The organism is Streptosporangium pseudovulgare (assembly GCF_014648055.1).
Taxonomy (GTDB): domain Bacteria; phylum Actinomycetota; class Actinomycetes; order Streptosporangiales; family Streptosporangiaceae; genus Streptosporangium; species Streptosporangium pseudovulgare.
Map to the genome: position 1 here is coordinate 124,342 of NZ_BMQJ01000009.1, position 14,918 is coordinate 139,259.

13 protein-coding genes are annotated in these 14,918 nt (G+C 73.5%); 8 read left to right on the top strand and 5 right to left on the bottom strand.

Annotation, left to right across the window (positions count from 1 at the left end):
* The 3 genes from IEZ10_RS39035 to IEZ10_RS18995 all read left to right on the top strand — a co-directional run.
* A partial coding sequence (locus IEZ10_RS39035; RefSeq protein ID WP_229811411.1) for a cellulose binding domain-containing protein occupies window positions 1-338 on the top strand: 338 nt, incomplete at its 5' end.
* A gap of 196 nt (window positions 339-534) precedes the next feature.
* Window positions 535-2,094, top strand: coding sequence for a cellulase family glycosylhydrolase (locus tag IEZ10_RS18990; protein WP_189247846.1), 1,560 nt, complete (start codon window positions 535-537; stop codon window positions 2,092-2,094).
* Between the two features lie 157 nt (window positions 2,095-2,251).
* Window positions 2,252-3,895, top strand: a complete 1,644-nt coding sequence (locus tag IEZ10_RS18995; protein ID WP_189247847.1) for an endo-1,4-beta-xylanase — start codon at window positions 2,252-2,254, stop codon at window positions 3,893-3,895.
* A 102-nt stretch (window positions 3,896-3,997) separates the two neighbouring features.
* Here IEZ10_RS18995 and IEZ10_RS19000 read toward each other — a convergent pair whose 3' ends face one another.
* From IEZ10_RS19000 to IEZ10_RS19015, 4 genes are all read right to left on the bottom strand, one after another.
* Window positions 3,998-5,341 carry an FAD-binding oxidoreductase gene (locus IEZ10_RS19000; protein ID WP_189247848.1) on the bottom strand — a complete coding sequence of 448 codons (1,344 nt, stop codon included), beginning with the start codon at window positions 5,339-5,341 and terminating at the stop codon, window positions 3,998-4,000.
* 183 nt (window positions 5,342-5,524) lie between these two features.
* Window positions 5,525-6,079, bottom strand: coding sequence for an SGNH/GDSL hydrolase family protein (locus IEZ10_RS19005; protein WP_189247849.1), 555 nt, complete (start codon window positions 6,077-6,079; stop codon window positions 5,525-5,527).
* Window positions 6,080-6,811: 732 nt separating this feature from the next.
* Window positions 6,812-7,525 (bottom strand): sulfotransferase family protein, encoded by a 714-nt coding sequence (locus tag IEZ10_RS19010; RefSeq protein ID WP_189247850.1) that lies wholly within the window; start codon window positions 7,523-7,525, stop codon window positions 6,812-6,814.
* A 157-nt stretch (window positions 7,526-7,682) separates the two neighbouring features.
* Complete coding sequence (locus IEZ10_RS19015) at window positions 7,683-8,708, bottom strand: neutral zinc metallopeptidase (RefSeq protein WP_189247851.1); 1,026 nt, start codon at window positions 8,706-8,708, stop codon at window positions 7,683-7,685.
* A 146-nt stretch (window positions 8,709-8,854) separates the two neighbouring features.
* Between IEZ10_RS19015 and IEZ10_RS19020 the strand changes: the two genes are divergently transcribed.
* Entirely contained in the window at window positions 8,855-10,603 is a 1,749-nt protein-coding gene (locus tag IEZ10_RS19020; protein ID WP_189247852.1) for a DUF2207 domain-containing protein, read from the top strand.
* A gap of 183 nt (window positions 10,604-10,786) precedes the next feature.
* Complete coding sequence (locus tag IEZ10_RS19025; protein ID WP_189247853.1) at window positions 10,787-11,206, top strand: hypothetical protein; 420 nt, start codon at window positions 10,787-10,789, stop codon at window positions 11,204-11,206.
* A gap of 66 nt (window positions 11,207-11,272) precedes the next feature.
* Here IEZ10_RS19025 and IEZ10_RS19030 read toward each other — a convergent pair whose 3' ends face one another.
* Complete coding sequence (locus IEZ10_RS19030; RefSeq protein WP_189247854.1) at window positions 11,273-12,220, bottom strand: asparaginase; 948 nt, start codon at window positions 12,218-12,220, stop codon at window positions 11,273-11,275.
* Window positions 12,221-12,277: 57 nt separating this feature from the next.
* On the opposite strand from IEZ10_RS19030, the gene dtd reads away from it, so the two are divergent.
* From dtd to IEZ10_RS19045, 3 genes are all read left to right on the top strand, one after another.
* Complete coding sequence (gene dtd / locus IEZ10_RS19035; protein WP_189247855.1) at window positions 12,278-12,703, top strand: D-aminoacyl-tRNA deacylase; 426 nt, start codon at window positions 12,278-12,280, stop codon at window positions 12,701-12,703.
* A 231-nt stretch (window positions 12,704-12,934) separates the two neighbouring features.
* Window positions 12,935-13,948: an Lrp/AsnC family transcriptional regulator gene (locus tag IEZ10_RS19040; RefSeq protein WP_189247856.1), complete on the top strand. Its 1,014-nt coding sequence runs from the start codon at window positions 12,935-12,937 to the stop codon at window positions 13,946-13,948.
* Between the two features lie 5 nt (window positions 13,949-13,953).
* A complete protein-coding gene (locus IEZ10_RS19045; protein ID WP_189247857.1) occupies window positions 13,954-14,874 on the top strand; it encodes a polysaccharide deacetylase family protein in 921 nt (306 codons plus the stop codon).
* Window positions 14,875-14,918: the final 44 nt, after the last annotated feature.

Sequence of the window (14,918 nt, forward strand, 5' to 3'; positions counted from 1 at the left end):
CGAGCACGTCGTTCACCACGACGGCGCCCCCGGCCGGCGGCTGCACCGCCGCCTACAAGGTCACCGGCTCCTGGGGCGGCGGCTTCCAGGCGGACGTGACGGTCAGGAACGAGGGCGCCTCGGCCGTCAGCGGCTGGACCGTGAGCTGGAAGTTCGCAAACGGCCAGACCGTCACCCAGCTCTGGAACGGCTCCCACACCCAGAGCGGGGCGGACGTGACCGTCAGGAACATCTCCTGGAACGGCAACCTGGCGCCCGGCGCCACGGCCGCCTTCGGGTTCACCGGAACCCAGAACGGCACCAACGCCGTCCCCGCGGTGACCTGCGCCGCGAACTGACCCCGTACGCCGGGGCCACAGGCCGCGGCGGGCCGGTCCCGGAACGCCGCGCCCCGGTTCCCCCGCCGCGGGCGCGGCCCCACACCCCCGGCCGGACGTGACGGACCCCTCCGTCCGGCCGGGCCCCTCTCCCCCAGCCCCCACGACACCCCCCCGCCCTCGTACGACCTCCGGGTCACTCCCGGAAGAGGCAGGCATGAGAACACGACTCGCATTCCTCGTCGCGCTCCTGGCGTCGTTCTTCGTCTGGGCGCCCCCCGCCCACGCCGCCACCGGACTCCACGTGAGCGGCACCAAGATCCTTGAGGGGAACGGCACCCCGTTCGTCATGCGCGGCACCAGCCACGCGCACACCTGGTACCCGTCCCAGACCGCCTCCTTCGCCGGCATCAAGTCCCTCGGCGCCAACACGGTCCGCGTGGTGCTGAGCGGCGGGCGCTGGACCCCCAACACCGCCTCCGACGTGGCGAACGTCGTCTCGCTGTGCACGCAGAACAAGCTGATCTGCGTGCTGGAGAACCACGACACCACCGGGTACGGCGAGCAGAGCGGCGCCTACACCCTCGACCAGGCCGTCGACTACTGGATCAGCGTGAAGAGCGCGGTCGCCGGCCAGGAGGACCACGTCGTCATCAACATCGGCAACGAGCCGTTCGGCAACAACGCCACCACCCCCGGCTGGACCCAGGCGACCTCCGCCGCGATCAAGCGGATGCGGGACGCCGGGTTCCAGCACCTGCTCATGGTCGACGCGCCCAACTGGGGCCAGGACTGGAGCTTCACCATGCGCGACAACGCGGCGACGGTGTTCGCCGCCGACCCGCAGCGCAACACCGTCTTCTCCATCCACATGTACGGCGTGTTCGACACCGCCGCCGAGGTCACCGACTACATGCAGCGCTTCCAGACGGCGAACCTGCCGCTGGTGGTCGGCGAGTTCGGGTTCAACCACTCCGACGGCGACCCCGACGAGGACACGATCATGGCCCAGGCGCAGTCCCGGGGCATCGGCTACCTCGGCTGGTCCTGGAGCGGCAACGGCGGCGGCGTCGAGTATCTCGACCAGGTGACCGACTTCAACACCGCCGGCCTGACGAGCTGGGGCCGGCGCCTCTTCAACGGGGCCAACGGCATCGCGCAGACCTCCCGCGAGGCCACGGTCTACGGCAACCCCGGCACCCCCGACACCCAGAAGCCCGGCAGGCCCGGCAGGCCCGCGGTCTCCGAGGTCACCTCCACCGGCGCCAAGCTGACCTGGGCCGCCGCGACCGACAACGTCGGCGTCACCGGCTACGACGTCTACTCCGGCACCACGAGGCTCGGCTCGGCCACCACCGCCTCCCTCACCCTGACCGGCCTCACCCCGAGCACCGCCTACACCGTCCACGTCGTCGCCCGCGACGCCGCCGGGAACGTCTCCGACGCCTCCGACACCGCCTCCTTCACCACCCTGGCCGGGCAGGCGAGCGGCTGCACGCCGTCCTACAAGCTGGTCAACTCCTGGCAGGGCGGCTTCCAGGGCGAGATCACCCTCAGGTGCGCCGGCGCGGTCACCTCCTGGAAGACCAGCCTGACCTACCCCTCCGGGGTCGGCGTCACCCAGGTCTGGAACGCCACGATGACCGGCAACGGACCCACCTACACCTTCGCCAACGTCGGCTACAACGGCGGCGTCCCGGCCGGAGGATCGGTCACCTTCGGCTACATCGGCTCCTGGAACGGCACCGGCACCCCGCCCGCGCCCACCTTTCCCTGACGGCCCCTGACGACCCGTCCATGAGGGGGTACGGCCCGGCCGGGCCGTACCCCCTCCCCTCACACCGGAACTGAAAGTTTCGATCAAGTTCCGCAAGGTTTCCAGCCCCCGGGTCCCGGTCCCGCCGGGCCCGTCTCCCCCCCAGGAAGGAACACCCATGTCACGAACCCGCAGGGCGATCGCGGTCGGAGCGCTCGCCCTCCTGCCGATCGCCCCGGCCGTCGTCACGGCGGTCGTGGCGGCGTCCCCCGCCCACGCCTCACAGCCGCTGCGCGCGCACGCCGAGGCCCGTGGCAAGTTCATCGGCACGGCGGTGGCCACCACCCAGCTGGCGAACGAGTCGTCCTACCGGACCATCGCGGCCACCGAGTTCGACCAGATCACGGCCGAGAACGCCATGAAGTGGGAGTCCACCGAGCCGAGCCCGAACCAGTTCACCTTCTCCGGCGCGGACGCCGTCGTCGCCTTCGCCGAGCAGAACGGCCAGCAGGTGCACGGGCACACCCTGGTCTGGCACAGCCAGACGCCGAACTGGGTGGAGAACCTCGACGCCGCCGGCATGCGCTCGGCGATGAACAGCCACATCGCCAAGGTCGTCGGACGCTACGCCGACAACCCCGTCGTCAGGTCCTGGGACGTCGTGAACGAGGCGTTCAACGAGGACGGGACGATGCGCGACTCGTTCTGGTACCGGAAGCTGGGCGGCGGCTACATCGCCGACGCCTTCCGCGCGGCCCGCGCCGCCGACCCCGACGCCAAGCTCTGCATCAACGACTACAACGTCGAAGGCGTCAACTCCAAGAGCACCGCCATGTACAACCTGGTCAAGACGCTGCGCGGGCAGGGCGTGCCGATCGACTGCGTCGGCTTCCAGGGCCACCTCTCCCTGCAGTACGGCTTCCCCGGCCAGGTCAGGGAGAACGTCCAGCGCTTCGCCGACCTCGGGGTGGACGTCCGGTTCACCGAGATCGACATCCGGATGAAGACCCCCCGCGACTCGGCCAAGGACGCCCAGCAGGCCACCTACTACCGCAACGTCATGGACGCCTGCCTCGCGGTGAGCCGGTGCGTGGGCGTCACGATCTGGGGCTTCACCGACAAGTACTCCTGGGTGCCCGACACCTTCCCGGGTGAGGGGGCGGCCCTGCCGTACGACGAGAACTACGGCAGGAAGCCCGCCTACACCGCGATCCACGACGCGCTGGCCGCCGGCGGCCCCGACCCCTCCGACACCACGCCGCCGACCGCGCCGGGCAGGCCGTCCGTGTCGGCCGTCACCTCCTCCGGGGCCACGCTGACCTGGACCGCCGCGACCGACAACGTCGGCGTCACCGGCTACGACGTCTACTCCGGCACCACGAGACTCGGCTCGGCCACCGGCACCTCCCTCACCCTGACCGGCCTCACCCCGAACACCGCCTACACCGTCCACGTCGTCGCCCGCGACGCCGCCGGGAACACCTCCCCGGCCTCCGGGACGGTGGACTTCACCACCCTGGCCGGGCAGTCCACCGGCTGCACGCCCTCCTACAGGCTGGTCAACTCCTGGCCGGGCGGCTTCCAGGGCGAGATCACCCTCAGGTGCGCGAGCGCCGTCACCTCCTGGAAGACCACGCTGATCTACCCCTCCGGGGTCGGCGTCACCCAGGCGTGGAGCTCCAGGATGAGCGGCAGCGGGCCCGCCTACACCTTCACCAACGCCGACTGGAACGGCACGATCCCCGCCGGGGGCTCCACCACCTTCGGCTACATCGGCTCCTGGAACGGCACCGGCACCCCGCCCGCCCCCGCCCTCTCCTGAGGCTCCCCGAGGAACCCCTGAGCAGCCCCTGACGCCTCCCCGCGACCCGGCGTGGCCTCCACCGCTCCCCGCGGAGCCGGCCGCGCCGGGCGCTCTCCGGCCTCAGTCCAGGACCGGGTGGTTGCTCCGGAACACCCCGCGCGGGTCGCGGGCCCGCTTGACGTCGCGGAGCCGGGCCAGGGCGTCGTCCGGGAAGGCCGCCGCCGCCCGCTCCCCCTTCCCGAGATAGGTGAACGGCTTGCGCCCGCTGACGTACCGCCCGAGACGGGCCACGATGGCCTCCTGCCGGTCCGCCACCGCGGGCACCAGCCCGGGGGCCGGCACGACACCGATCAGACCGAGGATGTACGGCTCGGCGAGGTGGCCGCAGGCGCCGCCGCCCTCGGCCGGGCGGGCCAGCACCCCGCCCAGGTGGCGGAGCTGCACGACGGCCAGCGGGGCGGTGGGCTCGGCCAGCAGCGCCCCGGCCACCGTGTCGTCCAGGGCGGTCAGCAGCTCCCCCCGGGTGAGGCTGTGCGACGGGGCGGTGGGCTCGGCGCAGACGCCGCCCAGCTCGGCCACCGGGAGCATCCCCCGGCTGTCCATGATCGACCCGTCGAGCTCGTCGAGGCGGCGCAGCAGCGCCCGGGCCTCACCCGCCTCGCCCAGGAACGTGGTGTCCACGGTCACCACGGACCGGCCCCGCAGGAACTCCGGGAGCTCCGGGAGCGGCGGCAGGTTCAGCAGCTGGAACCACACGGTCAGTTCCTCGGGGGCGTCCTCGGTGATCTCCCGGAAGGCGGCCAGCACCTCCGGGGCCCGCTCGGCCGGCCACATGACGCGCCCGCCGTACAGGGCGGGCGCCGGGTGCAGATCGAACTCGATGGCGGTGACCAGCGCGAAGTCCCCGCCGCCGCCGCGCAGCGCCCAGAACAGCTCGGCGTCGGAGTCGGCGGTCACCGTGCCCCGGCGGCCGTCGGCGTCGACGACCTCGAAGGCGCGGACGCTGTCGGCGGCGAAGCCGTACCGGCGGCCGAACCAGCTCAGGCCGCCGCCGAGGGTGTAGCCCACCACGTTGGGCGCGGGCGAGCTGCCCGCCAGCCCGGTCAGACCGTACGGGCTCGTCGCCGACAGCACCTCGCCCCACGCGACGCCCGCCCCGACCCGGGCCGTGCGCCGCTCCGGCCGCACCTCCACGCCGCCGAGCCGCCGGGTCCGCAGCAGGATCACCCCGTCCGTGTCGCCGGACGCGCCGTGGCCGCTCGGCTGGGCGGCCACCGACAGCCCCGCCCGGTGGGCGTGGGCGGCCAGCGCGGCCACGTCGTCGGCGTCCTCGGCCTCCACCACGGCCCTGACCCGCTGGTCCACCGAGAGGTTCCACGCCTTCCTGGCCTGTTCGAACCCCTCGTCCCCGGCGGCCAGTACCCGTCCTCTGACCGTGCGCCGCAGGTCGTCCCCGAATGTCATGATCTCTCCTCTTCCTTCGCGTCGCCATCGTCACGGAGGCGACTTGCGGAAGAGCTGGGAGCGGTTTGCATACGGCTTGAGTCCCGGGCCGGCGGACCGGCCGTCCCGCCGGACCCGCGGGTCCGGAGGGCCCGGCCGCTCCCGAGCGGTGCGGCGGGCCGGCCGCGGGGTGTCAACGGGATGTCAGCGGACGTCCCGGCCGATCCCGTGCTCGCGGAGCGCGGCGACGAGCCAGCGGGCGAGGCGGACGTGGCCCTCGCGGGTGGGATGGACCCCGTCGGGCAGCAGCGCGTCACCGCCCCAGCGCCGGTCGATCGGGTCCAGGAAGGGCGCCCGCTCCCCGGCTGCGACGGCCGCGACGGCGTTCCGCACCTCGTGGGCCCACGGGGGCGCCGGGGTCATCCAGATGGGGCCGACCACGGCGATCCTGGTGTCCGGCCAGCGGGCCCGGACCGCCTCCAGCAGGACCCCGGCCGCCTGTCCGACCCGGCCGGGGGAGACACCGCGGTCGTTGTGCCCGCCGGAGACGATCAGCAGGTCGGGGGCCGGCCGCCAGGAGAGTTCCAGGGCGAAGGAGCCGAGGAACGTGCGCCCCACCCTGCCGGGGTTGACGTAGCCCGTCCCGGGCGCCCCGGCGGTGACGAGCTGCCAGCCCAGCTCGCGGGCCGTCTCGGCGGCGTAGGTCTCCCACGGCTCGACCGGACCGGAGCCGGCGGTGAAGCTGTCGCCGATGACCATGACCAGCGGGGCCGCCGCCCGGCCGGACCCGAGGTGGTCGCCGGGCGTCCCCGCCCCCGGTCCGGCCGTCCGGGTCCCCCCGGCCGCGCATCCCGAAATAAGGCAGTAAATCCCGACAAGTAAGGCGAGTGTCCATGCTCGGGGTCGTCCAGGCACGGGCCCGCGCATGCCACCTCGGGGATCTCTGGGCTGCCGACAGGGGTGCCGGCAAAGGCGCCGACGGGGCCGATCCCGCGGGCGCGGCGGCTCGCGCTCGCCGTCCGGAGCACCGCGCCGACCGGGCGAGGACTCCGGCGCCGCCGCCCGGCGGGACCGTCATGAGCAGACCGGCATCCTAGCCCGGGCCGGGAGCGCCGGTCCGCGGATCGTGGAATTCCCCCGGCACGGATCCGGCGGCGGGACCACCGGGACGGCGGGCTCCCAGCCGCCCCTTCGATCCCTTCTGTTCACTCCCGCCTCATCCGGTCTGCCGTCAGGGGTAGGTTTTTGAAATATTGCAGGTTGGGCCTTGCCCAAAGCATCACAAATAGGCAGTATCTGGCATTACGGGCCCCCTACCCCAGCCTCGTGTCGTGGTCACCGCCACCCCGTAGTACCGGTAGGGGGGCCCGTCCAACGCGGCCCGGATCCGGCAGGCCGGAACCACCCGTCCGGAACCACCGGCGGAATCCCGCCCGGCCGTGTCCGCTCCCGAGCCCCGGCCCACCGTACGGCCCCGCGCCGGAGGCCGGCTCAGCCGCGCCGGCCGCCCCCGAAGGGACTCTCGACGCTGCCCTCGGTCACCAGCCGCTCCATCATCCGCCGCATGGTGTCGGAGTCGTTCAGGTGCGGGAACGGCTCACCCTCGGGAACGTCGACCCCCAGGAAGTCGCACAGCGGCTCCCAGCCCTCCCGGACGTCGAAGATCAGCAGCCGGTCGGCGGGCAGGCTCTTCTGGACCGCGTCCACGTGGCGGTGGAACGCCTCCACGGCGACCTTCTCGCTCGGCAGCCTCTCCCCGAAGTTCCAGGTCTCGCCGAAGACGCTCCGCCCGATCATGTCCAGGACCGGACGGAGCCCGGCCATCGCCTGGAACACGGCGATCGCCCCCTCCGGCATGCCCGGCGGCAGCTCCCGGCCGGGCCCGTTGGCGAGCAGCATCCCCATGCTGTCGTACCAGCGGTGGGGGTCGCGCACGGTCAGGACGACCTTGGCGTCCGGATACGCCTCCGCCTGCTCGCGCCAGAAGAAGCTGGCCGGCCAGTCCTGGGTGGACCGGTAGCCCTCGAGCACCCGCTCCCAGTCCAGCGGCTCGCCGGAGGCGGCGGGCAGCCACCGTTCGACGTGGTCCGGATTGGAAAGGATCTCGAACATGTGGTAGCAGGGGCCGAACCCCAGCCGCTCCAGCGCGGCCTTGGTCGAACTGGTCCCGGTGCGCGGGAACCCCGCGCCGATCACCTTCAGCATGCCGTCCCTCGCATTCGACGATCTCCGTACTCGTCCTCCGGCGGCATGCCCACGGCGCCGTTCGTCCACACCCGCCGGGATTCTCCTGTCCCGGAACGGCCATCCGGGGCGGCGGCTCACAAGGGCGGCGCGCGGGACGAGGAAACCCCCGCGGAGGTCAGCTGACCTGGGAGGAGGGGACGACCCAGGTGTTGCAGTAGCCGACCTTGGCGTACCGCCAGCCCTGGTGGATCCAGGCGGCGAAGTGCTCGCCGCTGCCGTGGTCGCGCAGGCCCGCGCCGTTCTGGTCGTCGCCGCGGCCGTACTCCGACTCCAGCACCTCCTGCCAGCGCGAGCCGGTGATGGCGAGCGGGGTGCGGACGCTGCGGGCGAAGACCCCGGCCAGGCACTGCGCCTGGAGCTCCGACCGGCGGCTGTAGGCGTTCTGGGCGGCCTTGGACCGGTCGGAGACCTCCCACCACCAGGCGCCGCCGATGCCCGCCATGGACTGCACGTGGTGGCCGTACTCGTGGGCGAGGACCGTCAGGTAGGGCACGTGGTTCCCGGCCGGGTTCCGCCCGCCGGTCTGCTCGATCACATGGTCCAGGCCGATGTACATCCCCCGGTTGGCGGGGCAGTAGTAGGCGGCGGCGTTCTGGGCGGGGTAGGTGCCGCAGGGGCCGCGGCCCGGACGGGACCAGTAGACCCGGCGCGGCGCCTGGAACACCGCCCCGGCCTGCGAGAACTTGCCCGCCCAGGCCCGGTCCAGACAGGAGGAGACGGCGTTGAGGTAGGCGAGCATGTCCTGCGACCGGGTCGAGGGGCGCGGGGCGCGGCAGGTCGTGGGAAGCATCACGCCGGTGCCGTACAGGGGGTTGCGCTTGAGACGGGCGGCGGTGTCGGCCCGCCGCATGGTGCGCAGGTCGACGACCTGGCGGCGGGCGGCGGCCAGCGCGACGCGGGAGCCGGGGGCCGAGCCGAGGTTCAGCCGCTGCGGGGGCCGGAAGCTGGGCGGGGCGACCTCGGCGCCCTCGATCGGCTCGGGTGCGGGACTCTCGGTGGCCACGGGACCCGACCCGGGGGTGGCCGGGGCCTCGACGTCGTCCCCACCGGCCAGGCCGGCGACGACCACGACCGCGGTGAAGGCCGTGGCGAGGAGTCCGAGAACGCCGAAGACCAGGGGGCTCGACCCGCGCGACCGCATGTGACCGCCTTCCCGAAGAATGATCTCCGCCCGGCAATCTAGCGGATATACACATATGGAGGTTTAAGGACTGAAAAATTGGTTACCGCCCGGCCGCCACGGATGGGCGGTTCTCGATAGGCTCCCGAGCCATGGCGGGATCTTTGATGCATCGAGCGGCGAGGGGCCTGGCCGTGGCCGCCGCCCTCGCGCTCACCCTGGGCGCGTCCCCGGCCCTCGCGGCGGGCGCGGCCACCGTACCGGCGGGACGGACCACGGACGCCGCGCAGGCCGCGCAGGCCGGGCGGGCCGCGGTGACCGCGCCGATCACCGGGCCCGGACGCGCCGCGGGGGCCCGGAACGCCGCGGCGGACGGGAGGGTGACGAAGGACGCCGTCGAGCTCCAGCTACGGCCGGACGGCGTCCTGCACGTCAAGGAGACCCTGGAGTTCACGGGGACCGGGCCGACCCGCAAACTCGTCACCCGGACGCGCTACGACGACGGCCACGACCGGGTCTACCAGGTCACCAACCTGCGGGGCGGCACCCTGCGGGGAGACTCGCTCACCGTCACCGGCCGGAGCCCCGCCACGCTGGAGTACGACGTCAAGGGCGCGGTGACCCCGCTGGGCGACGCCCAGGAGCTGCGCTGGTACGCCGTGGGCGGCTGGCCGGTCCCGGTGGAACTGTCCACGGTGAAGGTGACCGGGCCCGCCCAGTTGCAGAGCCTGTCCTGCTTCGCGGGCGTGCTGTCCTCCGCGATCGGCTGCACCGCCGCCTCCCCCGACCACACCGGGACCACCGCGGACTTCGAGCAGCAGGAGCTCGGGGCGAACGAGGTGCTGACCGTCGTCGTCGGCTACCCGGCGGGCGCCACCAAGGGCGCGCCGATCCTGCAGCGCCGCTTCGAGCTGTCCAACGCCTTCACGCTGAACACCGTCACCGGCGGCGCGCTGGCCGGCCTGCTGGTCCTGCTGCTCGGCGGCGTCGGCCTCCTCTACTGGACGCGGGGCCGCGACGCCCGCGTGGTCGGCCACGAGTCGGGCGCGCTCGACGCGGTGCAGAACGGCCACTTCGCCCCGCCGGACGGCGTGCGCCCCGGCCAGATCGGCACGCTCGTGGACGAGCAGGCCGACGTGGTCGACGTGACCGCCACCATCGTGGACCTGGCCGTCCGCGGCTACCTCCGCATCGACGAGCAGCCGCGCCAGACCTACGACGCCCCCGACTGGACGCTCGTGCGGCTGCCGGGCGCCCAGGTCGGCGCGCTCATGCCGTACGAGCGGGCGCTCTACGACGCGATCTTCGACGGCCGCGACGCGGTGCCGCTCTCCCAGCTCACGGGCACGTTCGCGGCGAACCTCGGCAAGGTGCGCGACGCGCTCTACCGGGACGTGGTCACCCAGGGCTGGTTCGCCCGCCGCCCCGACACCGTCCGCACCCGCTGGACGACCGTCGGCGTGGTGCTCACCTTCGCCGGGGTGCTCGCCACCGTCGCGCTCGCCTGGTTCACCACGTACGGCGTGCTCGGCCTGGCCCTGATCATCGCGGGCGCCGCGCTGGCCGTGGGCGGGCAGTACATGCCGGCCAAGACCGCCAGGGGGTCCGCGGCGCTGGCCCACACCCTCGGCTTCCGGGAGTATCTCGCCCGGGGCGAGATCGGCGCCGACGTGCCCCAGGCCCAGCGGGTGGAGCTGTTCTCCCGCTACCTGCCGTACGCGGTGATCTTCGACAGCGTGGACCGCTGGGCCCGCGTGGTCTCCTCGGTCACCGGCAACGGGCAGCAGGCCGACAACCTGTACTGGTACCACGGCCCCGCCGAGTGGGACCTGTCGAAGTTCGCCGACTCGATGCGGACGTTCACCACGACGACGTCGGGCGCGATCTCCGCGACCCGGCAGCTCCGCTCCCTGTAGGCGGTTCCGGGGGGGCGCCTCACCGGGAGCCGCGGCGGGTCCGGAGCGGCACCACGCCAGGAGCACCGCGGGCTGTCCGGGGCGGTTCCTCGCCAAGAAAGGATCAAATCGGGCGTGCGCCTCGCGGGCGGGGGAAGGACCACGGTCCCCCGCCCGTCTCACCGACGACTGGGAGGAGCCGCCATGAGGATCACCGCCCGACCGCACCAGCTTCCGGCCCGCGTCGCCGCGGGGCTCGTCATCCTGGAGTCCGGGCTGTCCATGGCCGCCGCGAACGGCGAGCGCGCCCGGCAGACCCACGGCATGGCCGCCGGGACCTACCCGTTCCTCAAGGACCTGGACCCGGAGGAGTTCACCCGCTGGCTCGCCAAGTCGGAGATCGCCCTCGGCGCGGCGCTCCTGCTCCCGGTGGTGCCGTCGGCGCTGGCCGGCGCCGCCCTCGCGGCCTTCGCCGGCGGGCTGATGGGCCTGTACCTGCGGACCCCGGGCCTGCGGCGGCAGGGCAGCCTGCGCCCCACCCCCGAGGGGATCGGCATCGTCAAGGACGTCTGGCTGCTGGGCATCGGGGCGGGGCTGGTGGCCGAGGAGCTCCGCGGGAGCTGACCACCGCGCAGGTCCGGGCCGCCCTCAGCGGCGTGTGACCGCCGAGGGCGGCGCGACCGCGGGCGGTCAGGAGCGGCGCAGGCGGACCTCGCCGACCGGCCGGCCGCCGCCGTACAGCACCCCGGCCGCCAGCTCGTCGAGGCCGGCGCCGGAGAAGCCCAGCGCGCGCAGCGCCTCGACCGTGACGGGGGTGCGCGCCCGCTGGCCGCCGTCCTCGATCTTGACGGTTCCGGCGCGTCCGTCGCTGAAGGCGAACGCGTCGAACGCCTCGGCACCGGCCTTGAGCATCAGGCCGGGAACGGCGCGCATCAGCCGGGCCTCGGCCCGCCGGGTGCCGGACGTCCACTCGGGGTGGGCGCGGAAGGCGTCGGCGATGCGCCGCTCGGGGGTGCCGGGCTCGGCCAGCACGAACGCGCGGAACGCCCGGGTCACGCCCACCATCGAGACGAAGAACAGCGGGGCGCCGCAGCCGTCCACGCCGGTGGCGGCGACGCGCTCGCCGGTCAGCTCCTCGACCACCTCGCGGATGGCCCGCTGCAACGGGTGGGCCGGGTCGAGGTAGGTCTCCACGGGCCAGCCGTTGGCGACGCAGGTGGCGAGCATCGCGGAGTGCTTGCCGGAGCAGTTCATGTGGACGCGGGCCGGTCCGCCGCCCGACCGCAGCACCTCGTCGCGGGCGGCGTCGTCCCCGGGCAGGTCCTCCGGGCAGCGCAGCGCGCTCTCGTCCAGCCCGGCCCCGGACAGGATCTTCCTGGCCCCTTCCACGTGGAACGGCTCCCCGGAGTGGCTGGCGCACGCCAGCGCGAGCAGCTCGCCCTCCAGGGCCAGGCCGTGGCGCACCATGGCCAGGGCCTGGAGCGGTTTCATCGACGAGCGCGGTGAGACCAGGGCGTCGACCGCGCCGTGCACCCTCACCGGGGACCCGCCGGCCTCGACGGCCAGCATTCGCGCCCGGTGGGTGGACTCCACGAACCCCGAGCGGACAACCTCGACAACCAACGACTCAGCAGACACCTTTGTCTCCTTTCGCGTGGATTCTAGGGTCGCCGGGCGCGCGAGATGATGGGGGGCATGCGTGCGGTGGTGCAGCGGGTGAGTTCCGCTTCGGTGACTGTGGACGGCGTGACGGCCGGGGCGATCGACGAGCCCGGCCTGCTGGTGCTGGTGGGGGTGACGCACACCGACACCCCGACCGAGGCCGCGAGGCTCGCCGCCAAGCTCTGGGGCCTGCGGATCCTGTCCGGCGAGAAGTCCTGCTCCGACGTGGGCGCGCCGCTGCTCGTGGTCAGCCAGTTCACCCTGTACGGCGACGCCCGCAAGGGCCGCCGCCCCACGTGGCAGGCCGCCGCGCCCGGCCCGGTGGCCGAGCCGCTGGTGGAGGCGGTCTGCGCCGAGCTGCGCGCGCTGGGCGCCCGGGTGGAGACCGGGGTTTTCGGCGCCGACATGAAGGTCGCCCTGGTCAACGACGGACCCATCACCCTGGTCCTGGACGTCTGACCGGAGATCCGGGAAAGCCCCGCCGGCGGACCCGGAGGTCCGCCCGCCGGTGACTTCCGGCTGCCCGCCCAACGGCCCGGCCGACAGCCCGCCCGGCGGCGGCCCCGGACGGCCTGTCCGCGGACATACTCCCTGTCCCCCATGTCCGACTCATCAGATTTTACCTGCGAATCGCAGATTACGTCAGTTTAGGCTTGCATCTGGGGGATTCCGTCAGCAATTCTGGGTCGCATGCAACCTGGCGTCCCTGTCGACGAGCTGGACCGCGCGATCGTCGCGGCCCTCCAGCTGAACGGGCGGGCCCCCTGGAGTCTCGTCGCCCGCCTCGTCGGCGCGAGCGAGTCCACCGTGGTCCGCCGCGCCGCCGTACTCGGCGAGAGCGGCATGCTCCGCGTCATCGGCGTGGTGGACGTGCTGCGGTGCGGCCTCGGCGTGCCGGTCCTCACCCGGTTCCGCTGCCGGCCCGGCACCACCTACGACGTCGCCGGCGCGATCGCGGCCCGGCCCGAGGCGCGGTTCGTGGCGGTGGTGTCCGGCGCCGCCGACTGCGTCGCCGAGTTCGTCGTGCCCAACCACGCCGCGCTCGGCCGGGTGATGATCGCCGACATGCCCGGCGGCGACCGGGTCATCGAGAGCGAGACGCACGCGGTCATCCGTACCTTCGTCTCCAACCACGACTGGAACCCCGGCGTCCTCGACCCGGAGGCCGCCGCCGAGCTGCGGGACGCGGCCGAGCTCCCCTTCGAGGACCGGTTCCGGGACGGCTCCCCGGAGCGGCTCGACGAGCTGGAGCAGGCCATCGTCCAGGTCCTGGGCCAGGACGGGCGGATGCCGTACAAGGCCCTCGCCGCGGCCGTCGGCAGCAGCGAGTCGACGGCGAAGCGGCGGGTCGAGTCGCTCGTCCGGCGGGGCTGCCTGCGGTTCCGCACACTCGCCGAACCCGAGGTGCTCGGCTACGCCGTGGAGTTCATGCTGTGGCTGGAGGTCGAGCCCGGCCGGCTGGAGACCACGGGCCAGCAGCTCGCCGCGCACCCCCTGACCCGTTACCTGTCGGCCACCACGGGACGCTTCAACCTCGCCGCCCAGGTGGCGCTGCGCCACTACGGCGACCTGTTCCGCTACATGACCGACGACGTCGGATCGCTGCCCGGCCTGCGGGCCGCCGACGTCACCCTCCAGCTCACCACCTTCAAGCGCGCCTGGGTCCCCACCCCCGCCGCCCGATCGGACCGGAAGGAACCGTGACCGCCATGACCGCCCGTGTCCCCGACCCCACCGAAGCCCCCGAGCAGCAGCCCTGGCAGTGGTCCGAGCAGACCTGGCGCGGCCACGTCGACCGGGTGCGCGCCGGGCGCAGCCTCACCCCCGCCTCCTGGCCCGGCGGCGCCCGGGTCGCCGTCGCGCTCTCCTTCGACTCCGACCACGAGACGATCCCGCTGCGCGAGGGCGAGACCCGCCCGGGCAAGCTCTCCCAGGGGGAGTACGGCGCCCGCGCCGGCGCGCCCCGCGTCCTGCGCCTGCTGGACCGCCACGGCATCCCGGCGTCGTTCTTCATGCCGGCGGTGTCCGCGCTGCTGCACCCCGGCGAGGTGCGCGACTACGTCGCCGCCGGCCACGAGGTCGCCATGCACGGCTGGATCCACGAGCGCAACATGCTGCTCGACCCGGCCGACGAGCGGGAGCTCGCCTTCCGCGCCGCCGACACACTGGAGCGGCTCAGCGGCACCCGCCCGGTCGGCATCCGCACCCCCTCGTGGGACTTCTCCGACCACACGCTCGCCATCACCCGCGAGCTCGGCCTCGTCTACGACTCCTCGCTGATGGCCGACGACGAGCCGTACGAGCTGCTGGCCGACGGCGAGCCGACCGGCATCGTGGAGATCCCGGTCGAGTGGATCAGGGACGACGCGCCGTACCTGATGATGGAGCGCTACGGCGCGCTCCGGCCGTACACCCCGCCGCGGGACGTCGCCGGCATCTGGCGCGACGAGTTCGACGCCGCCTACGCCGAGGGCGGGCTGTTCCAGCTCACCATGCACCCCCACATCATCGGGCACCGCTCCCGGATGGCGGCGCTCGCCGAGCTGCTCGACCACATCGCCGGGCACGACGGCGTCTGGTACGCCACCCACGCCGACATCGCCGAGTACGTCCTGCGGGAGTCCCCGTGAGCCCCGCACCCGCCCGCCGTACAGCCGGCCCGAGCGCCCGAGAG